This window comes from Lonsdalea quercina subsp. quercina, from assembly GCF_000688655.1.
GTDB classification, from domain to species: Bacteria; Pseudomonadota; Gammaproteobacteria; order Enterobacterales; family Enterobacteriaceae; genus Lonsdalea; species Lonsdalea quercina.
Genome location: NZ_JIBO01000003.1, coordinates 86,650 through 110,067, shown reverse-complemented (window position 1 = coordinate 110,067; position 23,418 = coordinate 86,650). Strand labels below are relative to the sequence as shown.

The window sequence follows — 23,418 nt, the reverse complement described above, 5'->3', positions numbered from 1 at the left end:
GATTACAACCCCGTCGCCACAGACACACACACGGCCGCGACGATCATCGCGCGTCGCAGCTGTACGGCGGCAAAGATCAATTCACAGCCTGCCCGCACCGGATAATGCCCGTGCGCCATCTGCTCCGGATCGTGCTCCAGATACTGCCCCAGCGAGGCTTTCGGGAACAACGAACGATCCAGCCAGTAGCCCAGCACCGCCGCCAGCGTAATCAGCGAGATCTTATAGACCACCACCGGCAGCTGCTGCGGCGACACCAGCGCGATGAGCACCAGCAGCAATACCGCCGTCAGTTGCCAGCCCAACAATCGTTCCAGCCGCATGATGCGGCGTTTTTTACTTTGCATAACAGTCTCCTTGAGAAGTGAAATGCACACAGCATTACGGAGACGATCGGGGCGTGATTGTAAACGAGGTTATAGCGTCCACCGCCTTGCAAGCCGCGTGGCTCAAGGGTTTCCGCTCATTTGGGCGAAGAAAAAATCAGCAGAAGTTTTACTCTGAGGGGGCGAAAATGCGCGGTGGATGTGAAAATCCCACGATGCTAAAGCGCCTTGAAAGCGAGCATTTACGGTAGGCCACGAGCGGTGTAATCAACCTGTATCAACACGGCGACACTCGCGCAGCCGGTCTGTATCAACACGGCGACACTCGCGACACCGGCGCAATTCGCTTGTATCAAAAAAGCGACAGGCTGAGCACCACCCACCGTCCGGCCAGTTTTCATACAACGGCCAAGGGTAGACGCACGGATAAAAATCCGCCACCTGCTTTGTCCGTCATTTTCTAATTTATGCAACGGCGGTCACGCCCCGCTTCGCCGCGCCGCTTACCTGTTGCGCGTATCTTGGGCATCGCGATCTGCCGACGCAGGCGCGTCGGGCACTGCCATCCGCCAAAGGAGAGCAAGACAATGGCTCGCTTGATTCGCTCGCGGCTGTCGTCCGTGTGACCTCGGGGAACCACCAACGCCGGAACGCGTGCTAAGGCGGGTCATGCGGCGAGCGGCGAAGCATCATGATGACATCGCTCTTACCGCCGCACGCAGCAACAATATCGGGTGGCGGTCCGTATTCGAATAACATGAAAAATGACATCATAAGAGGGGCCATGTTCCGCACGGGAGGGTGCCGTTGCCGCCCACGCTCCCACGCGGAACTTTATTGGTCTATTTCAGGGAAATAACAATGAATCCAATAAATACATCAGCCTGCGGTTATTGTTGATAGGGACTATCCACAGTCTTTTTTTCGCCTTCGCTTATTTTATGGTCCGGCCGCACAAGCTTATTTTCGCACATCGCCGGATCGCGAGTACGTTACGGCGCCATGAAATGACTTCGGCAAAGATGATGAATGTCTATGCTCGGCACGGAAATCAGGGATAAAACCGCTCCCACCGCGCGATATGGCTTCTGGGGACTCCGCAAGGCGTCAGGTGTTTCTCTTACATGCCTCGGCGAAACAAGATGACATCGATAGTATCAATAATGGTCTGGTTTTCCGTGGCTATCTGAGATTCGATTTTACGAATTTTCTCCAGATGTTTACCCGCCACCGTGACCAAACATACCCAGCTGGCATAAATAATCAGTTTCTTTTCGTCTAAATCTAACAAGGTGGGTTTTTGGTGGAGTATAAGAAAAATATTCCACAGAACAAAAATAAACGCGCCAGAAATCAATCCGAATAAGAGGATGCACGGGATATTGAAATAACAGCGGCGCGAGGATTCATTACGGTTTGATATCAGTGCTTTTTTCATATTCAGTAAAGTGCGGTTATCCATCTCGTGTAACTCTGGGGGTCTCACCGGCGCGGGATTTATATTCACGACGGACCCGACATGTATGGACCCCGGATTATCCCCCCCGACGCTTATCGTTATTTGTCGCTCCAGGTTCTCTTGAGGCAGCATTTTTAAACTGCCCGCGACCTGATCTGCAAGCTCCTGTAATTCATTATCTCTTCTGTCCATGATTAGTCCTTTATATTATCAATGATTTATAACCAACTTCAGCACGCTATCAATCCTATCATTATCGATAGCAGGTTCTTTGATTAGGAAGTTATATATTTTTGCTGATTGTAATACGAGTTCCGCTGACGTCCAGCGTCGTCCCGCTTGTTTAGCCAGCATTTCCAATTTTAGGACAATATTTGCGAGCAGCTCCGCATCCAATGCGTCAGCTCGCGTCCCTGAGGACGCGCCCTGCTCGCCGGTCAAAATGAATTGCACGTTAGCGCCCGACTGCGCGAACGCAGCGAACACATCGCCTCCTGGCACCGCAACGCCACGTTCGTATTTGCTCCACATTTCACGAGAAACGCCACATCTGGCCGCGGCTTCGTCCTGTTTTAACGCTAGCCGACTTCGCTCAGATTTTAGACGCTGAGCACAAAGAGAATCAAAGTTCACAAAAACTCCGTTGACAATGAGAACTAAAGTTCACAAAATCTATTGCACAAATAGATACTTTCTTCGTAGAAAAAGGAGCCATCTCGATGAAAACCCCCGAGCAGGTTAAGCAGCTGTTCCGGCAAAACGGTTGGACCTTCAACCGGTGGGCCGAGGAAAACGGCTACCGCCCCTCAGACGTCTACCGCGTATTGAACGGACTCACGAAGGCGAAATACGGAAAAGGCCATGAAATTGCTGTGAAACTCGGCCTAAAAACGCCCCAACCCGTTTGATGGTTATCAACCTCCGTAACAGATTATCACATATTAAAAAAAGGAGAATGTGGCATGAGCAAGGCAAACGTATCCAGCGCAGGCGTTCGTATTCTGCGCGTTCTCAAAGCACTGCGCGGTCATACCCTGGGCGGCGTTGCGAACGGTGAACTGGCGGCGGCGCTGGATGAATCGCCCGCCAACATCCACCGCGCGCTGCACACCTTGATCGAAGAAGGATTGGCGCAACGGTTAGACAACGGGCGTTTCGCGCTGAGCATGCAGACCCTGCAAATCGCTCAGGCTCATGCCAACGAAATCGCACTCGCACAAGACCGCATCAACGAAATGAACCAGCGCTTGCTGGCCGGCAGCCGGNAGTAGAAGGACACACACACATGGCAAGAATAAAAACTCCCCCGCTTGAATTAGTTGCGGATGCCGCGTTGGCCCGCGATCTGGATGAAAACCTGAACGCGCTGTCGCAGCACCAGACGCGCATCATGCAGCAATACGGCGAAGGCCTGCCCTACGAGCGCGACCGCATCATTCACGAAGCCCGCTTTTACATGGCGCAGAGCGCGGAAGCGATGCTGGAAGCCGGTAAACGATTGGTGATCCTCAAAGAAAACGAGCCGCACGGCACCTTTACGACCATCGTCGAAAACGAACTGGGACTGGCGCCGCAGGTGGCGCGCCGCATGATGCAGGCCAGCGTCAAGTTTCTGGGCTACGGCGACGGCTCGCAGCCAAAGCGCTCATCGCTGCGCGTTCTGGGCAAAACCAAATTGTATGAACTGATGGNGCTGGATGACGACGAACTGGACCAGCTGGCGGAAGGCGGCACGGTGGCGGGCGCGACGCTCGACGAGATCGACCGCATGACCAGCCGCGAACTGAAGGCCGCCCTGCGCGAATCCCGCGAGAACAGCGCCGCTCAGCAGCGGGTGCTGGCGGACAAAAACAGCAAAATCGACGAGCTGGCCACTCAGCTGGAGAAAAAGTCTCGCATCGCCACTCCCGAACCGGACCCGCAGAGCGCCCAACTACGGNCCGAAGTCAGCGCCATCGCCTTCGACGCCGAAGCGCATCTGCTCGGCAAACTACAGGCCGGTTTCAGCGAGCTGCTCAACAGCAACGACGCCCTGGAGTCGCCGCCGACCGAATTCATGAACGGCCTGCTGTGCCAGCTGGAGCGCGCCATCCACCAGCTGCGCGAGCGCTTCTTCCTGGACGAGGCGCCGAACGCCAGCCTGAAACCGGCCTGGCTCGACGCTCCCGAACCTCGACTGCCCCACACCGAGACGGTCTGAGGAGTGATGATGAACGCCGCCCTGACGGAAAAACTGGTCGCCGTCGCCCGCGCCGCGCGCGAAGCCGGACATGGCCGCCGCGGTCCGATCTACGACGCCGCGTGCGCCGAACTGGGGATGTCCCGCGGAACATTGCTGCGCAAGCTGAAGACCGTGGCGATGCCCCGCCGCCCTCGCAAGCAGCGCAGCGACGCCGGCCACAGCGCCCTGACCCGCGAAGAAGCCGCCATGCTGGCCGCCACGCTGATGGAAGCCACGCGGAAAAACGGCAAACGCCTGTACGCGATTGCGGACGCCGCGGACACCCTGCGCGCCAACGGCCTGATCGNCGCCAGCCGCATGGACCCGGCCACCGGCGAGTGCATCCCGCTGTCCCCCTCCACGCTGAGCCGCGCGCTGCGCAACTACGGCCTGCATCCTGACCAGCTCAGCGCCCCCGCGCCGGTCACCGAACTGGCGAGCCGTCACCCCAACCACGTCTGGGAAATCGACGCGTCGCTGTGCACGCTCTACTNCCTCAGCAACGGCCGCAAAGGGTTACAGGTGATGGACAGCGCGCGCTTCTATAAAAACAAGCCCGCCAACCTGGCGCGCATCGCCAGCGACCGGGTATGGAGCTACGAAATCACCGACCACGCCACCGGCTGGATCTACGTGGAATACGTGATGGGCGCGGAGTCCGGCGAGAATCTGTGCTCGGTGCTGATCAACGCAATGCAGGCGCGCGGCGGCGCCGACGTTCTGCACGGCGTGCCGAAAATCCTCTACCTCGACCCCGGCTCCGCCAACACCGCCAGCATGACCCGCAACCTATGCCAGTCGCTCGGCATCGAGCTGATCGCCCACAAAGCGCACTCGGCCCGCGCCACCGGTCAGGTCGAGAAAGCGCGCGACATCATCGAACGCAAGCTGGAGCCGGGCCTCAAGTTCCAGCCGGTCCACAGCCTGGAGGAGTTAAACGCGCTGGCCGCCAAATGGCGCAGCCACTTCAACGCCACCGCCGTCCACAGCCGCACCGGAATGACCCGCACCGCCGCGTGGCTGAACATCAGCGACAGCGAGCTGGTGAAAGCGCCGTCGCGCGAGGTATGCCGCGAGCTGGCGGTCTCCTCGCCGGAGACCCGCAAAGTGACGCCGAAACTGCGCGTCTCGTTCCGCGGCGTGGAGTACGACGTGTCGTCGGTGCCGGACGTCATGGTCGGCCAGACGCTGCGCATCACCCGCAACCCGTGGCGCAGCCGCTGCGCGCAGGTGGTGATGATGGGCGAGGACGGCTACGAGCACTACTGGCAGGTCGAAGAGGTCGAGAAAGACGCCTACGGCTTCGCCGCCTCCGCGCCCGTCATCGGCGAGCGTTTCCGCGCGCAGGCCGCCACGCCCGCGCAGACGGCCAAAGCCGAGCTGGAGCGGCGCATCACCGGGACGGACAACGCGACGGACGCCGCCGATGCCCGCCGACGCCACGCCTTGCCGTTCGGCGGACGGCTCGACCCTTACAAGCAGATCGACGACGCCGTATTGCCGAGCTACCTGCCCCGGCGCGGCCAGCCGTCTCCCGTTCGCGCCCCGCGCGTGGAGCAGCGACCGCTGAGCCACGTCGAGGCCGCCCGTATGCTGCGCGAGCGCTTCCTGGCCCACGGGCAGAGCTGGACCTCGGCGCACTATCGCCAACTTGCCAACCGCTTTCCCGACGGCGTGCCCATCGAGGCCTTGGAGCCGCTGGCCGGCGAGCTGCTTACGCCGCCCGCACGCCTCGTCAACGGGCCTTGATCCCTCGGCGCAACCGCGCCGCAACCTGACCGGGCCGACTCCCTAAGCGGCCTTCCCCGCCGACCCAGAGCGACGCGACATCGCGCCGCCCAGGGGACGCTCAACTTTTTTTCGGCGTGACGGCACGTCGCAGAGACAACGCGAGACGGCAAGTCGCCCCGACGGCACGCCGTCAGGACACGATCGCCACACGTTATGGAGGCAAGGATGTTATTGAAAAAACAGGTGCTGCACCCTGAGACCCGCAAAGCGTTCGGACTGTTCCGCGATCCGTTTGCGGAAGACGCACTGCAAGGCCCCGAGGACGTGTTCATCACGCCCGACATCCGATATGTGCGCGAAGCGCTGCATCAGACCGCATGCTACGGCGGCTTTCTGGCGGTGATCGGCGAGTCCGGCGCGGGCAAGTCCACGCTGCGCCGCGACCTGATTGACCGTCTGGAGCGCGAGCGCGCCCCGGTCGTCGTCATCGAGCCGTACACGCTGGCGATGGAAGACAACGACGTCAAAGGCAAAACGCTGAAGGCCGCGGGCATCGCCGAGGCGGTGATCAGCACGCTGGCGCCGCTCGAACGCATCAAACGNACGCAAGATGCTCGCTTCCGCCAGATGCACCGGTTGCTGCGCGATAGCCGCCGCAGCGGCTACAGCCATGTGCTGATCATCGAAGAAGCGCACAGCCTGCCGATCCCCACGCTCAAGCATCTCAAGCGCTTTTTCGAACTGGAGAGCGGCTTCAAAAAACTGCTCTCCATCGTGCTGATCGGCCAGCCGGAGCTGGCGTCGAAGCTCAGCGAACGCAACCCCGAGGTGCGCGAAGTGGTGCAGCGCTGCGAAGTGGTCGAACTTGAGCCGCTGGACGGAACGCTGGCGGACTTTCTCAGCTTCAAGCTGGGCCGCGTCGGCAAAACGCTCGACGAGGTGCTTGATGACGGCGCGCTGGACGCGCTCCGCGCCCGACTCAGCTTTCACACGGGCGGCCGTCAGACGGTCAGCCTGCTTTACCCCCTTGCTATCGGCAACCTGATGATCGCCGCCATGAATCTGGCAGCCAGCATCGGCATCCCCCTCATCAATTCAGACGTCATTAAAGGACTCTAATCATGGCCAAAATCATCATCAACATCACGCATAAAAAAGAAACAGCGGCGCGCGGACTGAGCGCGGTGGACCTGTCTTGCGCCGTCACGGCGGAGCTGGAGGACCACGAAGAGCAGGTGACGCTGCTGATGACTCAACTGCTGGGCGCCGGGCTGCCGGACCTGATCGAGTCCGCCAACGACCAGTTGGTCATGCTGCTGGAAGACCAGGGGGTGCGGGTGGCGGAGGCGACCGTCACGCCGCTGGACGACGATACCGCCGCGGCGNCGAACGACGCGGGAGGCGCCCGCCCATAAGACATTGACCGGCGTCCGCGCCGGTCGCCATCGCTCCGCTAACGGGGAAAATCGTAGTGATATCAATAACGTTCACATTAAGAAGAGGAATGCATCATGACAAATAACAACAGTTTTCGCAGTAAAGGCCCAGAGCTGCTGGTCGAGCTGGCTCAGCACACGTCCAACATTCTGCACGAGGCCGTGGACATCGACATCCGCACCGCCGACCAGATAGGCGAAGCCGTCGCCAGCCGGATGATGCAGGTCTGGGGCGGACAAAACGTCTACTTCCCGATGGGGATGGCCTGGAGAGTCAGCCAGCGCGACCAGGAGATCTTCAACGACTTCAACGGCAAAAACCACCACGAGTTGGCCCGTAAATACGGCGTTTCGTTGCAGTGGATCTACAGCGTCGTCAAACGCGTCCGCAAAGAGGAACAGGCGCGCATACAAGGCTCGCTGTTTGAAGGCGGCGCCGCCAGAGACAGCACCGAAGACGACTGATTTCCCCGCCCGGACCGCACGCCTCCGCCGTCCGGGCGGGGTTTGTCCCCTCAAGACGCCTCGCCTGAATCGCGTCAAAATATCCTCACGTATCACTCGCCGCCTCCGCTGCACAACTCCGCGCCCCCTTTCACACCGCAACGGCGTGACGTCAATACGCCCACCGATCTCACCACCGTTGGGGCGCACTAAATCCCCCAGGTCTGAGGCAAAGGTGAGACGATAACGCCGCCAGCCACTGCGTCTGGTCTGATCGCAGACGAAACTCCCGTTGACGGGGCAAGCGCTCCCCCCGGAGTCTGCCTATGGGGATCATCAAAGCGGGTGTACTGAGCGCATAGCGGCACTGAAGGCCAAGCGTCGGTATTGGACGCGGAACCGCCGCACAGCGTCAGCGGAAAGCGCGCGTTCCCGTGGGGATGGCGGCCGCTTCCAACCACTTCCCTCACGTTTCTCTACGCTGGCGATAGGTCTAAACCGGCCCGACTGCGCTGGCTCGGCTGATCACGGTAAATCGCAGGCGATCCAGGGCAACACTCCCGCGCCGAAGGCCCGCCGAGGCGCTGGCCGGAGGAACATTTGCATGAAGAACGCAGGACGATAAAACGTGAGGAGATGAGGCGGAGACGCCACGGATTGACAGGCTTACCGGCGGTGGATTCCCAAAAGGCCGCCGCGGCCCGGCAATAGAGGGAGAATACAAGGTTGAAAAAGCAGAGGCGCCCAGACAGAGGCGCTCAAAACCGCGCTCAAAAAACGACGGCGGTTGCCGATCTCTCACCGGCCGTTCGTCACGGGAGTCTTGCCGCCGGATAGTCTACTCCGCGGTCCTCTGACCTGTTGCAATTCATCGCGAGTCTTTATTTCCCGGATAATCCGGCGCTTTGCTTCACGGCTATTCGCTGAATAAAGGTCGCCCACTTCGATCGCACACCCTTTATGGCTATTCTCTATTTGCACTAAGCCTGCTCCGGCGCTCAGCGAACAAAAAATAAAAATACTGATAGGACCAGTTCCCTCGGCGACGCTGAATAACCAATCAACAAAAAAATAAAGAACCCCAAAAATAGACTGGCAACGCGCTTTTATCAAAAAAACGACAAAATGCTAACGAAATAGTTAGTCAAAAAAAGAGAAAATAAAGCCGAGTTATTTTTCGCCTGTCCGTATTATCGACCAGCGATCAATAATAATAAAAAATTCATCTTTCCATTTTCGGGCGGATAATTATTCAAATTTATTTCTTTTTCCACATAGCAAAATATTTTTCACTCATCCGAGTTTCCCATTCTTGCCCCCGCATTCTCAACTCTCATTATCTCTCTCTTTGGACGGGGATTATATTGGGGGGGATCAATAGGATATATCTCTAAATATCATGCAGAAAATAAATAGTGTAAGAACAGAAAATGGACATTGCTGAGACATTATTTTTTCGAGGCTCGTTAAAGATAAAAAATATCTCCAGAGCAAAAAGCCAGCGATAAAGAATAACAGCGAGGTTCAATGCGATTGATAAATAGGTTAATTGAATAGGGAGGTAATAATTTATTGGGTTACTACTGGACTGCGTCTGTGGAATGTCATGACCCGGCTTTGCTTATCGACGCCGGGTCATTCGAAGGAGTTTAAATTTCCCAGTCGTGGTTGTAGGTTTTGGGTTTAAATTGAATAATGTCGCCCCGATGTAGTCCGGCCAGCGTAGTGTCGTCGTGCGCAACTTCTGCTTCAATCAGCTCGGGATTCCCCTCAATCTGCAATGTTAAACGCGTTAACGCCCCCAAAGGTCGGATATCTTTGACGGCAACAGGCTGGTAGTCCGGCTGCGGATCTTTCGACAACACTACTTCGTGCGGACGGAACAAGATAGATTGGTCGGATTCAGACAACGTCAGGCGGTTGCTGTCGCCGAGGAAATGGTACACAAATTCGCTGGCGGGATGGTTGTAGACCTCATGCGGCGTCCCAATCTGTTCAATCACCCCTTTGTTCATCAACACAATTCGATCGGCCACTTCCATCGCCTCTTCCTGATCGTGAGTCACGAACACCGACGTCAAGTTAATATTCTCGTGCAGGCGAGACAACCAGCGACGCAGCTCTTTACGCACTTTCGCATCCAGCGCCCCGAAAGGTTCATCCAGCAGGAGGATGCGCGGCTCGACAATCAGCGCTCGGGCAAGAGCAATACGCTGGCGCTGGCCGCCGGAAAGCTGCTCTGGATAACGATCCGCCAGCCAGTCCAATTGCACCATGTTCAGCAACTCATGCACTTTGGTTTCAATGTCGCGTTTGGACGGACGTATCGCTTTCGGTTTCATCCGCAGGCCAAAGGCAACGTTGTCAAAGACCGTCATGTGGCGGAACAGGGCGTAGTGCTGAAAGACGAAGCCCACATTGCGATCGCGTACGTCGTGTACGGAAACGTCCTCGCCGTGGAACACGATATTGCCGCTGTCCGGCTGCTCTAGCCCGGCGATGATCCGCAGAAGGGTCGTCTTGCCACAGCCCGACGGCCCCAACAGCGCCACCAGCTCGCCGCTTTGAATGGACAGATCGATGTTATTCAGCGCCCGAAACTGACCAAATTGCTTGTTAACGTTGTGGACTTCAATGCTCATTTTTGGTCAGCTCCTGTTGTTGCTCTAACTGTTTCGTCAATCGTGCCTCGCTCCACTGGCGCAGCAGCAGTATCACTAACGACATCACCAGCAGCAGAATAGCCACGCTAAACGCCGCGACAATGTTGTATTCGTTATAGAGAATCTCGATGTGCAGCGGCAGCGTGTTAGTCATGCCGCGGATGTGTCCCGACACCACGGAAACCGCCCCGAACTCCCCCATCGCTCTTGCCGTACACAGCACCACGCCATAAATCAGCGCCCATTTCACGTTCGGCAACGTGATGTTCCAGAACATTTGCCAGCCATTCGCGCCCAACAGACGTGCGGCCTCTTCTTCCTGCGAACCCTGCTGCTCCATAAGCGGGATCAACTCGCGCGCCACATACGGTAGCGTCACGAAGATAGTCGCCAATACGATGCCCGGCACCGCATAGACCACCTGCAAATCGTGCTCCATCAAGAACGGATAAAGTTTACTCTGCGCCCCAAACAGCAGCACATAGACCAGACCGGTCACTACTGGAGAGACTGAGAACGGCAAGTCGATCAAGGCCAGCAATAGCGTCTTGCCGCGAAACTCGAACTTGGTCACACACCATGCCGTCGTCAGGCCGAAAATCATATTTAACGGCACGGAAATCACGGTGGCAAACAGCGTCAGCTTGAGCGCCGACACGGCGTCAGGCTCGGAAATCGCATTCCAGAAGGCGCCCACGCCATTGTGTAGCCCCTGCGTCACCACCATGACCAGCGGCAACACCAACACCAGCACGAAGACCCCCCAGGCAAGCCCGACCAAGGTGTAATAAGTCACAGGCCGCCGGGAAACAGAGCGTGTCGAGTCAGACACGGAGACTGTGTTATCCATCATCATCCCTTAGCGATTCGGTTGAATTCGGCGCTGCAACAAGTTAATCAGCAACAGCATAATGAACGACAGAATCAGCATGAACACGCCGATGCCCGTCGCCCCTCTGTAATCGTACTGGTCCAGCTTGGAGACGATCAGCAGCGGCATGATCTCCGTTTTGAACGGGATATTGCCGGCGATAAACACCACGGAACCGTACTCCCCCACACCGCGAGCGAAAGCCAGCGCGAAGCCGGTCAACCAGGCAGGCAGAATGGCGGGCACCAGTACGTGACGGAATATCTGCAACGGTCTGGCGCCAAGACAAGACGCCGCCTCTTCTACTTCCTTCGGTATGTCCGCCAGCACCGGTTGTACCGTTCGCACGACGAACGGTAGCGTGACAAAAATCAGCGCCAGCGTTATCCCCAAAGGGCTATAGGCGATTTTGAAGGGAAACAAACTGCCCACCAGCCCCGTTGGCGCATAAAGCGACGTCAGCGCAATACCGGCCACGGCGGTAGGCAATGCAAACGGCATATCGATCATGGCATCGATAATTTTGCGTCCTGGGAAGGTATAGCGCACCAGCACCCAGGCCAATAGCGTGCCAATAATGCCATTGATCAAGGCGGCAGACAGCGCCGTGGAAAACGACAGCCGTACAGAGGACAACACCTGTCGGCTGGTGATCAAATCCCAAAACTGGGTCAGTGTGAGTTGGCTGGCGTAGAGGAACATCGCCGCCAGCGGGATTAAAACAATCAGCCCCAGATAGGTGAGGCTAAAACCTAACGTCAATCCAAAACCGGGCATCACCGGCGAAGCACGTCGCGACATAACAAGCCTTTCTTTTATCTACCAGACCACAAAGGNCTCCCGCGTCCCTGCGTGACAAAACCATCCCGCATCGGGACGGTTTAGATCATGAGATACCTTACTGATTAATTTTTTCAAAGATGCCGTCGAATATTCCGCCATCAGCGAAGAACTTGGGTTGCGCTTGCTTCCAGCCGCCAAAGTCGCCGTCTATCGTCACCAGTTTCACCGGCGCGAACTGGCTCTTGAACTCCTCCGCGATTTTTTCGTTGCGCGGACGGTAGAAGTTTTTGGCGATAATACGTTGCCCTTCATCGCTATAAAGGTAGTTCAGATACGCTTCAGCCTGCTTCTTCGTCCCTTTTCTTTCGACCACATTGTCGACAACGGCCACCGGCGGCTCAGCCAATATGGAAAGCGACGGAGTCACGATCTCCAGATTTTCACCGCCCTGCTCTTTTAAAGACAGATAGGCTTCGTTTTCCCAGGCGATCAGCACATCGCCGAGTTGCCGCTGTACAAAGCTGACGGTCGAGCCACGCGCACCGGTATCCAATACCGGCGCATGGCGATAGAGTTCAGTGACGAATTTCAGCGCGCTTTCATCGGTTCCACCCGGTAAATGCCTGGCATAAGCCCAGGCGGCCAGGAAGTTCCAACGCGCGCCGCCGGAGGTTTTCGGGTTAGGCGTAATCACCTGCACGCCGGGTTTGATCAGGTCTCCCCAATCCTTGATCTGTTTGGGGTTTCCTTTACGCACCAGGAACACGATGGTAGAGGTATAGGGCGTGCTGTTATCCGGCAAGCGCGCCTGCCAATTCGGGTCGATCAGCTTTTTGTTCAGATTGAGCGCATCGATATCGCCCGCCAAGGCCAGCGTGACGACATCCGCCTGGAGACCGTCGATAACCGAACGAGCCTGCTTGCCGGAGCCGCCGTGAGAATTCTTTATAGAGATATCTTCACCCGTGGTCGCCTTCCAGTGCTTGCTGAAAGCGGCGTTGTACTCTTGATAGAACTCCCGCGTGGGGTCGTATGACACGTTCAGCAGTTCTGTTGCAGCAGAGGCAACGCCTGAAAACAACAGGGTTGCGGCAGCCAACGACAGCCCCAGACGACGCTTTGACATAGATATCACTCCCTCAAGAAGTCATTCAGTTCGATACCCGCAGGCAACCGGGCTAATAATGGCCCTTCCTGATAGTGTCTATCGTTGCGATAATCTGAGGAAGACATCGCCAGAGCCGTAAATAGCGATAGGCTCAATGTGTTATCAGGCAGGTGGTAAGACTGGACAATAGAGGATATGGGAGGGCGGCAAAAATACTGTTTCGCGATAATTTATGCTATCCCGTTATATTCTTCGCACAATTTTTGGGGTTTTAGATTTTGAAGGCCGCGCGCGAAAATTTACGGGGTGAAAACCGGCGCCGATAACGACGCCGGCCAGGTTAGATTACTGCAGTAGCAGATACAAACTGCTGTCGCCACGGCGGATATTCAACGCCAGAACAGGCGGTTTGCTGTCCAGAATCTTGCGCAATTCGCCGATATTAGCCACGGCCTGCTGATTCACGCCAAGGATGACATCGCCCGGTTTCAAGCCGATGCGCGCGGCGGCGGAACCCGGTTTCACCTTCTCTACCTTCACGCCTTTCTTTCCGTCCAACTGCGTATTGCTCAGTTCAGCGCCTTCAATGCCGGAGTTCAAATTACCCGCGGCCACCTGGGCCTGACTGCTTTGCTGCAACGAGACATCCACGGAAACCGGTTTACCGTCGCGAAGCAGGCCTAGTGTGAGCTTGGTGCCGGCAGGCAGGGATCCCACCTGGGCGCGCAACGCCGCGAAGCTGCTGACCGTTTTACCGTTCAGCGACACAATGACGTCGCCCGCCTTGATCCCGGCGGCTGCCGCGGCCGATTTCGGCTGAACCTGGCTGACGAATGCCCCGCGCTGAGCGTCGATCTTCATCGCCTGCGCCAGCTCAGAGTTCAACTCCGTACCGACGATGCCTAGTTCGCCGCGTTTCACTTCGCCGAACTCAACGATCTGATTCACCAGATTTTTCACCATATTGCTAGGGATGGCGAAACCGATGCCGATGTTGCCGCCGTCCGGCGCCAGTATCGCCGTATTCAGTCCGATCAGCTCGCCGTTGAGATTGACCAGCGCGCCGCCGGAGTTCCCACGGTTGATGGCGGCATCCGTCTGGATAAAATCTTCATAGTTTTCGATATTCAGCCCGCTGCGGCCCAGCGCGGAAATGATCCCGGAGGTCGCCGTTTCGCCCAGACCGTAAGGATTGCCGATCGCCACGGCATAGTCGCCGACGCGCAGTTGATCGGAGTCCGCCATTTTCAGCGCGGTCAGATTGCGGGCGTCTTTGATCTGCACCACCGCGATATCGGAGCGGGGATCCTTACCGATGACCCGCGCATCGTATTTGCGGCCGTCGTTAAGACGCACCTGAATCTTGTCGGCGTTATCAACCACGTGATTGTTCGTCACCACGTAGCCTTTGGCCGCATTGATAATCACGCCTGCGCCCAGCGCCTGGAAGGTCTGCTGCTGGCGCTGCTGCGGATTAGCGTTGCCGTCATCCTCTCCGCCTTGACACATCGGCGAGGACTGGAACGGAGAACCGTCCTGACAGAACGGAGAATCTTCGCCAAAGAACGGTTGCAACTGAGGAGGAATGCCACCGGTGCTGCCCGTCCGGCTGACTGGCGCATGTCCCTGGACGGAGATATTGACGACCGAAGGCATGACTTTTTCAAGCATCGGCGCCAGACTGGGAAGCTGTTGGCTAGAGGAAGAGACCGATTCCGCCGCTATTGCCGGAACCGTCCCTGTTGCCATTGCCAGGCTTAACGTCAATGCACTCAGAACCAATAATTTTCTTTTCATAGGAATAGGTCTCATAGTCAATCAACACGCAAATTTTACGGCCTTTTTGCTGTGGTCGTGAAGATAAGATAACGAAGCGCAGGGGAAGTTCCTCTGCGCAATCCTGTGAAACGTAAGGAAATATTGTCTTTGTTTACAAAATGGACGCCTAGGGCGTATGGCCCCTCGTTTACTCGGCCGCCATCAGCCTGCGATATTCGTCGTAGGCGTAAAGGTCGGTCATGCCGCTGATATAGTCTTGAATCAGGCGACCGCGATAGTAAAACTCCAGGCACTCCTGCTGCTCTGCCGGTTTCTTCTCCAAGGACGCCACAGCCTCTCGATAAGCCAGACAGTGCTTGCGCGACAGCTTATGATAAAGGCGAGTCTCAATAGGATAGTCGCGATGAAACTCCTCCTCCACCAGCGTTCTGAAATCGGCCGACGGCATTTTCAGCAGTGGATGATAGATATCGAGCAAACCGCGCATCACCCGGCTTCCCTGTAATTCCAGCTGTTCGACTTCGTGATGATTAAAGACGTGTTTGAACGCCACGCGCTTAAAGCTTTTCAAGAGGCGGTTCTGCGGACTGTCATCTTCCAGCAGGGCCTGATTGAATGCGCCGTTGAAAATGTCGGGCAGATGTTTGATAAAACGTTTCGACGCATGGGGCACCAGGCGCCCAACGGTGTTGACCCGCAAATTCATGAAGAATTGGTCGTCGCTGCTGCGCCAACGATGATACTCACGGGACTCGAACGCCTTCCCANCCGTTTCCGTAAATAAGTCGCCCGGTTCAATCTCGCCCCAGGCCTCTTCAAGCAGTTGATAGAGGCGCTCGATAGAGAACAGTTTTTTCTCCACGGCATCTTCCAGATCGGCAATGCAATACGAGATATCGTCCGCCGCTTCCATAATGTAGGTCAGCGGAAAACGATGGAACTCTTGCATGTCCAGCTCACGTCGGAGCTGACTCACGAATGCCTCTTCTGACAGATAAAACCCCGGTTTTTTCATCAGGTAGTCATAGTCAGCTGGCAGCTCAGCGACCCAGTAGGCGGGCTTGGTGTATTTGAGGATGCAGGCAACTTGCGAATAGGTCAGATTCAGTTTCAACAGCGTATGCACCATCCGCACCGCCTGGGCATTGCCCTCAAACTGACTCAGATCCTGACGAATACGGCAGCGGAGTTCGTTCAGCGCGCCCTCCCCCTCCTTCAGCGTCAAACAGGCAACCTGACAAGCGTCTTCCCGCTTGTTCGATTGCGTGCAGAACTCGGCATCCATCTGCGTGGAAAACCAGTTTTTCAGCGCAGACTCGCCGAAATGGCCGAACGGCGGATTGCCGATGTCATGCATCAGGCAGGCCATTTCCACCATGCTTTCAAATGGGATTTCATAGTGGCTTAGCCCGCAGGTATCCAGCTTCCCCTGGCGCCTCAGGCTATCAATAATGTTTTTAGCGATGTAGCGGCCAATCTGCTGCACTTCCATCGAGTGCGTCAGACGGGAGCGCACGGCCGCATTTCTCTCCAGCGGAAACACCTGCGTCTTCTGTTGCAGCCGACGAATGGCGGCGGAGTTAATAATACGGCCGCGATCGCTCTCAAACTCCCGGATGACGCCATACTCATCCTTCTTGTCTTTAGGCTTGCTCAACGCCCGTTGATAGCTGATTTTCTTGGCAAAATCGATGTCGGACATGCTGTTCTCCGTTTCTGGCCCTGACCGGTGATAGCATGCCCGACCGGGCGATACAACGGTTAAGGCGTTTTGTTCGCGTGCTCTCGCTATCATACCGGCCATGATAGACTACCGGCCACGATACACCTGTTAATTCGAGCAAAACTTGTGGGGAATCCTATGAAAGTTGGCATCATCGGCGCAATGGAGCAAGAAGTTATCCTGCTGCGGGATCAGATCCAGAATCGCCAAACCATACAGCGCGCGGGCTGTGAAATTTACACCGGACAGCTGCACGGCGTGGACGTGGCGCTGCTGAAGTCTGGGATCGGTAAAGTCGCGGCGGCGCTGGGTACGACGCTGCTGCTGGAACACTGCCGTCCAGACGTTGTGATCAATACCGGTTCGGCCGGTGGTTTGGCTTCCAGCCTGAAAGTGGGCGATATCGTGGTATCCAGCGAAGTTCGCTACCACGACGCCGNCGTCACCGCGTTCGGTTATGAAGCCGGCCAAATGGCGGGCTGCCCCGCCGCTTTTGTCGCGGACGAAAACCTGATCGTTCAGGCTGAACAGGCTATCGCCAAGCTGGCGCTTAATGCGGTACGCGGTCTGGTCGTCAGCGGCGATGCATTTATCAACGGCGCGGAACCGCTGGCCCGCATCCGTAATACCTTCCCGCAGGCTGTGGCCGTAGAGATGGAAGCCACGGCTATCGGCCACGTGTGCCACCAGTTCGGCGTGCCTTTCGTCGTCGTGCGCGCCATTTCCGACGTGGCGGATCAGGCCTCTCACCTGAGCTTCGATGAATTCCTGAGCGTGGCGGCCAAGCAGTCTACGCTGATGGTGGAAGCCCTCGTACAGTCGCTGGGCCAACAGGGCTGATTCGCCTGCTCGCCGCTGCATTCGCTGACGAGTGTATGCAGCGCGCATAAACAAAAAAACCCGTGCGGCAGCCACGCTGAGCACGGGTTTATTAATAAACGCCACCAGGCGTGGCTGAGCTTGAGGATCAGATGCTGAAAGAAGAACCGCAGCCGCAGGTAGTTTTGGCATTCGGGTTGGTGACCACGAAGCGCGAGCCTTCCAGCCCTTCGGTATAGTCCACCGAACCGCCGACCAGATATTGCAGGCTCATCGGGTCCACCACCAGCGACACGCCCTGCTTCTCAATCATCATATCGCCCTCGTTGACCTTGTCGTCAAACGTAAAGCCGTATTGGAAACCGCTGCAGCCGCCGCCGGTGATGTACACCCGCAGTTTCAGATCGGGATTTTCTTCGTCAGCAATCAGGAATTTCACCTTATTGGCCGCGGCATCAGTGAATTGCAGCGGCAGTGCTGTTACGTCGCTCATCTTTCGTACTCCCAAACTCAGTATCGGGCGGTGGTTATCCAACCCGGTGATGCTTCGATTATCTAATAGCCCCCGACAACGTTCAAGAGACGATCGGTTCGCGGCGGGGCGGCAGTGAATGACGCCGCGCTCAGGCAGGCATGTGATTCGGCAGGTAGTGGCGACGATTATCGGCCTTTTACCGCGCCAAAACAACGTCGTTCGCCTACATTGCCCTCCCATCTTGGTCACAAGGATTTCACAACCGCCCTCTCTTCATTAGAATGAGGGCATACTCTGTGACATCAATCCCCAGTCAGGAATCTGTAATGAATAAATCTGAAAGTCTGTACGCGGCCGCGCAGCAGGTCATACCGGGCGGCGTGAACTCGCCGGTACGGGCATTTAACGGCGTCGGCGGCACGCCGCTGTTTATCGAACGCGCCGAGGGCGCCTATATCTATGATGCGGATGGCAAGGCGTATATCGACTACGTCGGTTCCTGGGGACCGATGGTGCTGGGCCACAACCATCCGGCTATTCGCGATGCGGTGATCGCCGCCGCGGAGCGCGGACTGAGCTTTGGCGCGCCCACCGAAATGGAAGTGACGATGGCGAATCTCGTGACCTCGCTAATGAAAGGCATGGACATGGTGCGCATGGTCAACTCCGGAACGGAAGCCACGATGAGCGCCATTCGTCTGGCCCGCGGTTTTACCGGCCGCGATAAAATCATCAAGTTCGAGGGCTGTTATCACGGCCATGCGGACTGCCTGCTGGTGAAAGCCGGCTCCGGCGCGCTGACCCTGGGACAGCCGAACTCCCCCGGCGTCCCCGCCGATTTCGCCCGCCATACCCTGACCTGCACGTATAACGATCTGGACTCGGTACGCGCCGCTTTCGAACAATACCCCGAAGACATCGCCGCCATTATCGTTGAACCGGTCGCAGGCAACATGAACTGCATTCCGCCGCTGCCGGCGTTCCTGCCGGGACTACGCGATCTGTGCGACGAATTCGGCGCACTGCTCATCATCGACGAAGTGATGACCGGCTTCCGCGTCGCGCTGGGCGGCGCGCAGGCTTTTTATGACGTGCAGCCGGACCTGACTTGCCTGGGGAAAATCATCGGCGGCGGTATGCCTGTCGGCGCATTCGGTGGGCGCCGCGACGTGATGGAAGCGCTGGCTCCGACCGGGCCGGTCTATCAGGCGGGTACGCTGTCCGGCAACCCGATCGCCATGGCTGCGGGCGTCGCCTGCCTGACCGAAGTCGCCAAACCGGACGTCCATCCGCGGTTAACCGCGCTGACGAACCGGCTGGCGGAAGGGCTGCTGGAGGCGGCTCGGGCAGAAAACGTGCCGCTGGTCATCAACCGCGCCGGGGGCATGTTTGGTCTGTTCTTCACCGATGATGAAACGGTAACCCGCTATCAGGACGTGCTGAAATGCGATGTGGAACGCTTCAAGCGCTTCTTCCACCTGATGCTGGATGAGGGCGTTTATCTGGCGCCGTCCGCGTTCGAAGCGGGCTTTATGTCCATAGCGCACAGCGAGCAGGATATCGATCGCACCGTCGCCGCCGCGCGTCGGTGCTTCTCACTGCTGTAACACGTTTACTGCCTCAGAACGCATCCGGCTCTGAGGCTCAACGCGCCTGCGTCCTCAGCAGGTAAATAAAGTACGGCGCGCCGATGAACGTCGCTAACAGCCCGGCGGGGATCTGGTACGGAAACAGCAACATCCGCCCGGCCCAGTCGGCCGCCGCCATCAGCCCGCCCCCTATCGCCGCCGCACAGACAATATGCGACATCACCCGATTGAATCCCAGCATACGCGCGAGATGCGGCGCCATCAGCCCGACGAAGCTCATGGGTCCGACGATCAATGTCGCGCCAGCGGTGAGCATCGCCGCCAGCAGCAGAATAGCCAGACGGGCCAATGAGACCGGTACGCCGAGCGTCCTCGCGGTCACGCCGCCCAACGGCAGGATCTGTAACCAACGTTGGCAGAGCGGCGTCAACAATAGCGCCGCTAACGCCAACGCGCCGGTATAGATGACCTGCTTGCCATCCACGCCATATGTGGAGCCAGTGATCCACGTCAGTACGGCGCCCATGCGCGGATCGCCGCTTGCCAACAGTAACGTGACCAGTGTGGTCAGCGCCGTGCCGACCGCAATCCCGGTCGGTAATAATCTTTGTGTGGAAAAACCGCCCCGGCCCGCCGCCGCCATCATCACGGTCAGCGTCAGGGCGGCGCCGATACTGCCTGCGGGTAGACGCCATGCCAGCGCATTGCTCGGCCACAGCAACATCAAAATAACGACGCCAAACGCCGCGCCCGAGCTGATCCCCAGCACTTCGGGACTCGCCATCGGATTGCCCGTTAACCGCTGAATCAAGCATCCCNCAACCGCCAGCATGACGCCCGCACAGAGCGCCGCCGCCAGACGCGGCCATCGCCACGGCAAGAGTTCGGAAAAGACATTGCCGCTGGCCCATTGCCAGCCCTGAGCGTCCCGCCCGAGACATAGTGCTATGATGATCACCGCCGCCAACACTACGCCGCCGCCCGTTAGCCAAAGCGGGCTAAGGCGACGTTGCCGCACGGCGACAGGCGTGTCATTGACCGGAGCGGTTACGCTATTGCGCAAACGCGGCAACAGCCACAGCAGCATCGGCGCGCCGACCAGCGCCGTCGCGGCCCCCGTCGGCACCTCGCGCCAGNCGTCCGCCAGCCAGAGCGTCAGCCGATCGGTGAGGCACAACAGCAGCGCCCCCAGCAGCGGCGCCAGCCACAGCCGCTGCCCGAGACGACGCGCGCCCAACATTTTCGCCAGCAGCGGCGCGAACAGGCCGACGAAGCCGATCATGCCGGCGGCGTTGACCCACTGGGCGCTCAGAAAGATCGCCAGCGTCAGCGTACCGAAACGCGCCAGTCCCAGCCCAAGACCTAAATTGCGCGCCACGCCGTCGTCCAGCCCCAACAGCGTCAACGGCCGCACCAGCAGCCCGGCGGCGATAAAGCCCAGGATGAGACGCGGCAGTACGAACGACACGTTGCGCCAGTCCTGCTGGTTCAACGAGCCGCTGCTCCACAAAAACAGGTTGGTCAGTTGGTCAAAATGCAGCAAGGCCAGCAGGTGATTGACCGCGCCGCAGTACAGGCTCAGCACCAGACCTGCGAGGATCAGCGTCACCGGCGATAAGCGCCGTCCCCAGGCGACGCCGAACACCAGCGCTCCCACCAGCAATGCGCCCAACATCGCCGCCAGTTGCGAAGTCATGGCCCCGCCCGGCAGCGCCCACAGCGTCGCGACGGTAATACCGAGCTGCGCGCCGCTGGCGACGCCCAACGTGGCAGGCTCCGCCAATGGATTGCGCAGCACTTGTTGAAACAGCACGCCGACCAGCCCTAATCCCGCGCCAATCAGCAGAGACAACACCAAACGCGGCAGCTGACTGTAGTGAAATAGCAGTTGTCGGATATCGTCCTGCGAGGGAGCGGCAATGCCTTGTCGCCAGAGGGCGAACGGCAGTTGTCGATTCAGTTGGCTCAGCGTGATCGCCAACATCAGCAACGTCAGCGCACCGACCACCAAGACGGTAAAACGCCGGGAAAATGTCGACATCATCGCGACGCCTCCCGCGCGTCAGCCAGCGTCTCGCAAAAACGCATGGCGGAAAGCGTGCCGCCGTAAAACCAGACCGGCTCCACCCGCCGCCAGCGATGGTGACGCACGAACGGCAGCGCTTGCCACAGCGGATTGGCTTCAACCTCTTCCATTAACGCGCTATTGCCGTGATCAAAACACATCGCTTCCGTTTCAGCGCTCAACGTCGCCAGCCGTTCCATGCCCACGATAATGCTGCCCCAGGCATTGGTTTCCCCCTCCCAGGCATTGTCGATACCGAGTTCATCCATTATCGACTGAAACAGGCTGTTACGGCCAAGGATCAGAACATGGCGCGCATCCATCACGGTAAACAGCAGTAAAGGCCGACGGGTATAAGCATGCAAGTTAATCCGCGCCTGCGCCATGAAACGACTGAACAACGCCAGATGCTGCTCCGCCGCCGGGCGCAGATCCAGGCGATCGCCCAGCGCCCGCAGCGAACGCCGGGCGCTTTCCAGCGGGCCGTCGTCACCGTGAATAAATGAAAAGCCCATGCACGGCGCGATGCGGGCCATCTGCGCTGGCGCGGGACCAAAGCCATCGGCATACAGCAACAGGGACGGCCGCAGTTGCGTCAACAGCTCCAGATTGGGTTCGGTGCGAAGCCCCACGTCCACCACACTGTCCGGTAACGTCGGCGATTTTACCCATCGTTGGTAGTTATNTTTATCTGCGATGCCCAGCGGAGTGACGCCCAGCGCCATCAGCAGTTCCAACGGCTGCCACTCCAGCGCCACGATGCGCCGCACATCGCTGACCGCGGCCCGGCCCCGTAGCGCATATGCGCAGGGCGACAGCAGCAAAGCGGTCAGCAGTCGGCGGCGAGAAAGTCCGCTGGAAAAAAGTCCGGTGGAAGGTGTCATCGTCAGCATACAAAACTTATCGGCGAACCATCCGCCGGATGCGTCAGAATCCCCATAGGGATCCCATAAATTTCCTGTAACACCGATGGCTGCATCAGCGCTGCGGGCGTTCCCTGCGCAATCAGTTTTCCCTGACGCAGCGCCAGCAGGCGGTCACAGTAGCGAGCGGCCATGTTCACATCGTGCAGAACCGCGATCACGGTCAGCCCGCGCTCACGGCTGAGCTGTCGGATTAACGCCAGTACGTCGACCTGATGCGCGATGTCCAGCGCGGAGGTCGGCTCATCCAGCAACAGACAGCGGCTGCCCTGCGCCAGCGTCATCGCCAGCCAGGCCCGTTGACGTTCGCCGCCGGACAGGCTGTCCACCAGCCGCGGTGCAAATGGCGTCAAACCGACCAGCGCAATGGCTTGATCCACCTGCTCCCGGTCTGCATGACCGAAACGCCCGAGCGCGCCGTGCCATGGATAACGCCCCACCGCCACCAGCTCGCGCACCGTCATGCCCTCGGCGGCGGGCAGTTGCTGTGGCAGATAGGCCACCTGACGGGCGAAGGGCGTGTTGCGCCAAAGCGCCAACGGGCGTCCCGCCAGCGAAAGTTGACCGGCGCTGGCGGGTTGGTGACGGCCCAACATCTTGAGCAGGGTGGACTTACCCGATCCGTTATGGCCAATAAGCCCGTAGACTTTCCCGGCGGGAAACGCGACCGACAGCGGATGCAGTAACGTACGGTCGCCAACGCTGAAGCTGGCTTCCTCAAGGGTAAATGTCATCTCGTCATCGACCGGAAAATTACTTGGCATCAGACAGGCCCTGAGCGAAAGCAGAGGTATTCGCCGTCGCGAAAGGTCGTGCGGTAGGACATAACAGGCAAGCGGGCGTCGGCATGGGTCGCATCTCTAATGAAGTATCAATGAATGCAAACGAGAATAGTTATTATAAGCATCGCATTTTTGCAAAAGGGAACGGCTACCGCAAGCGCCTTAAGTCCCTGCGACACAGTCAGCGCCAAGCCAGGCTGATTCATTCCATTAGCACCCGA

20 protein-coding genes and 1 pseudogene are annotated in these 23,418 nt (G+C 58.1%); 8 read left to right on the top strand and 13 right to left on the bottom strand.

Going from position 1 to position 23,418, the window contains the following annotated elements:
• Positions 1 to 2: 2 nt before the first annotated feature.
• The 3 genes from RZ35_RS02670 to RZ35_RS17600 all read right to left on the bottom strand — a co-directional run bounded on the left by RZ35_RS02670 (position 3) and on the right by RZ35_RS17600 (position 2,418).
• A complete protein-coding gene (locus RZ35_RS02670) occupies positions 3 to 347 on the bottom strand; it encodes a putative holin (RefSeq protein WP_026741912.1) in 345 nt (114 codons plus the stop codon).
• Positions 348 to 1,446: 1,099 nt separating this feature from the next.
• Positions 1,447 to 1,977 carry a hypothetical protein gene (locus RZ35_RS17905; protein ID WP_139171509.1) on the bottom strand — a complete coding sequence of 177 codons (531 nt, stop codon included), beginning with the start codon at positions 1,975 to 1,977 and terminating at the stop codon, positions 1,447 to 1,449.
• Between the two features lie 18 nt (positions 1,978 to 1,995).
• A complete protein-coding gene (locus tag RZ35_RS17600) occupies positions 1,996 to 2,418 on the bottom strand; it encodes a helix-turn-helix domain-containing protein (protein ID WP_164477202.1) in 423 nt (140 codons plus the stop codon).
• Between the two features lie 86 nt (positions 2,419 to 2,504).
• Between RZ35_RS17600 and RZ35_RS02655 the strand changes: the two genes are divergently transcribed.
• From RZ35_RS02655 to RZ35_RS02625, 6 genes and pseudogenes are all read left to right on the top strand, one after another.
• Positions 2,505 to 2,693: a DNA-binding protein gene (locus RZ35_RS02655; RefSeq protein WP_026741174.1), complete on the top strand. Its 189-nt coding sequence runs from the start codon at positions 2,505 to 2,507 to the stop codon at positions 2,691 to 2,693.
• Positions 2,694 to 2,747: 54 nt separating this feature from the next.
• A complete protein-coding gene (locus RZ35_RS02650; protein ID WP_026741910.1) occupies positions 2,748 to 3,056 on the top strand; it encodes a helix-turn-helix domain-containing protein in 309 nt (102 codons plus the stop codon).
• A gap of 14 nt (positions 3,057 to 3,070) precedes the next feature.
• Entirely contained in the window at positions 3,071 to 3,985 is a 915-nt protein-coding gene (locus RZ35_RS02645; RefSeq protein WP_026741909.1) for a hypothetical protein, read from the top strand.
• Positions 3,986 to 3,994: 9 nt separating this feature from the next.
• On the top strand, positions 3,995 to 5,755 hold the full coding sequence (locus tag RZ35_RS02640) for a DDE-type integrase/transposase/recombinase (protein ID WP_026741908.1): 1,761 nt from the start codon (positions 3,995 to 3,997) through the stop codon (positions 5,753 to 5,755).
• Positions 5,756 to 5,953: 198 nt separating this feature from the next.
• A pseudogene (locus tag RZ35_RS02635) lies at positions 5,954 to 6,856 on the top strand (ExeA family protein); the annotation flags it as partial.
• A 392-nt stretch (positions 6,857 to 7,248) separates the two neighbouring features.
• Positions 7,249 to 7,638, top strand: coding sequence for a Mor transcription activator family protein (locus tag RZ35_RS02625; RefSeq protein WP_026741905.1), 390 nt, complete (start codon positions 7,249 to 7,251; stop codon positions 7,636 to 7,638).
• A 1,628-nt stretch (positions 7,639 to 9,266) separates the two neighbouring features.
• Here RZ35_RS02625 and RZ35_RS02620 read toward each other — a convergent pair.
• From RZ35_RS02620 to dgt, 6 genes are all read right to left on the bottom strand, one after another.
• Positions 9,267 to 10,259 carry a sulfate/molybdate ABC transporter ATP-binding protein gene (locus tag RZ35_RS02620; protein WP_026741904.1) on the bottom strand — a complete coding sequence of 331 codons (993 nt, stop codon included), beginning with the start codon at positions 10,257 to 10,259 and terminating at the stop codon, positions 9,267 to 9,269.
• Complete coding sequence (cysW, locus tag RZ35_RS02615) at positions 10,249 to 11,130, bottom strand: sulfate ABC transporter permease subunit CysW (RefSeq protein ID WP_099049232.1); 882 nt, start codon at positions 11,128 to 11,130, stop codon at positions 10,249 to 10,251. The genes RZ35_RS02620 and cysW overlap by 11 nt, the downstream gene beginning before the upstream one ends.
• A gap of 9 nt (positions 11,131 to 11,139) precedes the next feature.
• Positions 11,140 to 11,952, bottom strand: coding sequence for a sulfate ABC transporter permease subunit CysT (cysT, locus tag RZ35_RS02610; protein WP_026741902.1), 813 nt, complete (start codon positions 11,950 to 11,952; stop codon positions 11,140 to 11,142).
• A gap of 97 nt (positions 11,953 to 12,049) precedes the next feature.
• Positions 12,050 to 13,060 (bottom strand): sulfate ABC transporter substrate-binding protein, encoded by a 1,011-nt coding sequence (locus tag RZ35_RS02605; RefSeq protein ID WP_026741901.1) that lies wholly within the window; start codon positions 13,058 to 13,060, stop codon positions 12,050 to 12,052.
• Between the two features lie 327 nt (positions 13,061 to 13,387).
• Positions 13,388 to 14,839, bottom strand: a complete 1,452-nt coding sequence (gene degP / locus RZ35_RS02600; protein ID WP_026741900.1) for a serine endoprotease DegP — start codon at positions 14,837 to 14,839, stop codon at positions 13,388 to 13,390.
• A gap of 169 nt (positions 14,840 to 15,008) precedes the next feature.
• Positions 15,009 to 16,523, bottom strand: a complete 1,515-nt coding sequence (dgt, locus tag RZ35_RS02595; RefSeq protein WP_026741899.1) for a dGTPase — start codon at positions 16,521 to 16,523, stop codon at positions 15,009 to 15,011.
• A 159-nt stretch (positions 16,524 to 16,682) separates the two neighbouring features.
• Here dgt and mtnN point away from each other — a divergent pair, with 159 nt between their 5' ends.
• Entirely contained in the window at positions 16,683 to 17,384 is a 702-nt protein-coding gene (mtnN, locus tag RZ35_RS02590) for a 5'-methylthioadenosine/S-adenosylhomocysteine nucleosidase (protein ID WP_026741898.1), read from the top strand.
• A gap of 127 nt (positions 17,385 to 17,511) precedes the next feature.
• On the opposite strand, the gene erpA is transcribed toward mtnN, so the two are convergent.
• A complete protein-coding gene (erpA, locus tag RZ35_RS02585) occupies positions 17,512 to 17,856 on the bottom strand; it encodes an iron-sulfur cluster insertion protein ErpA (protein ID WP_026741189.1) in 345 nt (114 codons plus the stop codon).
• A 308-nt stretch (positions 17,857 to 18,164) separates the two neighbouring features.
• Here erpA and hemL point away from each other — a divergent pair, with 308 nt between their 5' ends.
• A complete protein-coding gene (hemL, locus tag RZ35_RS02580) occupies positions 18,165 to 19,445 on the top strand; it encodes a glutamate-1-semialdehyde 2,1-aminomutase (protein WP_026741897.1) in 1,281 nt (426 codons plus the stop codon).
• A 37-nt stretch (positions 19,446 to 19,482) separates the two neighbouring features.
• Here hemL and fhuB read toward each other — a convergent pair whose 3' ends face one another.
• From fhuB to fhuC, 3 genes are all read right to left on the bottom strand, one after another.
• The gene (gene fhuB, locus RZ35_RS02575) at positions 19,483 to 21,471 is read right to left on the bottom strand and encodes a Fe(3+)-hydroxamate ABC transporter permease FhuB (protein ID WP_394296472.1); all 1,989 of its coding nucleotides are present in this window, start codon (positions 21,469 to 21,471) and stop codon (positions 19,483 to 19,485) included.
• Positions 21,468 to 22,376, bottom strand: coding sequence for a Fe(3+)-hydroxamate ABC transporter substrate-binding protein FhuD (gene fhuD / locus RZ35_RS02570; RefSeq protein ID WP_026741895.1), 909 nt, complete (start codon positions 22,374 to 22,376; stop codon positions 21,468 to 21,470). Before fhuD ends, fhuB begins: the two co-directional genes overlap by 4 nt.
• 2 nt (positions 22,377 to 22,378) lie before the next feature.
• On the bottom strand, positions 22,379 to 23,179 hold the full coding sequence (fhuC, locus tag RZ35_RS02565) for a Fe3+-hydroxamate ABC transporter ATP-binding protein FhuC (protein ID WP_026741894.1): 801 nt from the start codon (positions 23,177 to 23,179) through the stop codon (positions 22,379 to 22,381).
• Positions 23,180 to 23,418: the final 239 nt, after the last annotated feature.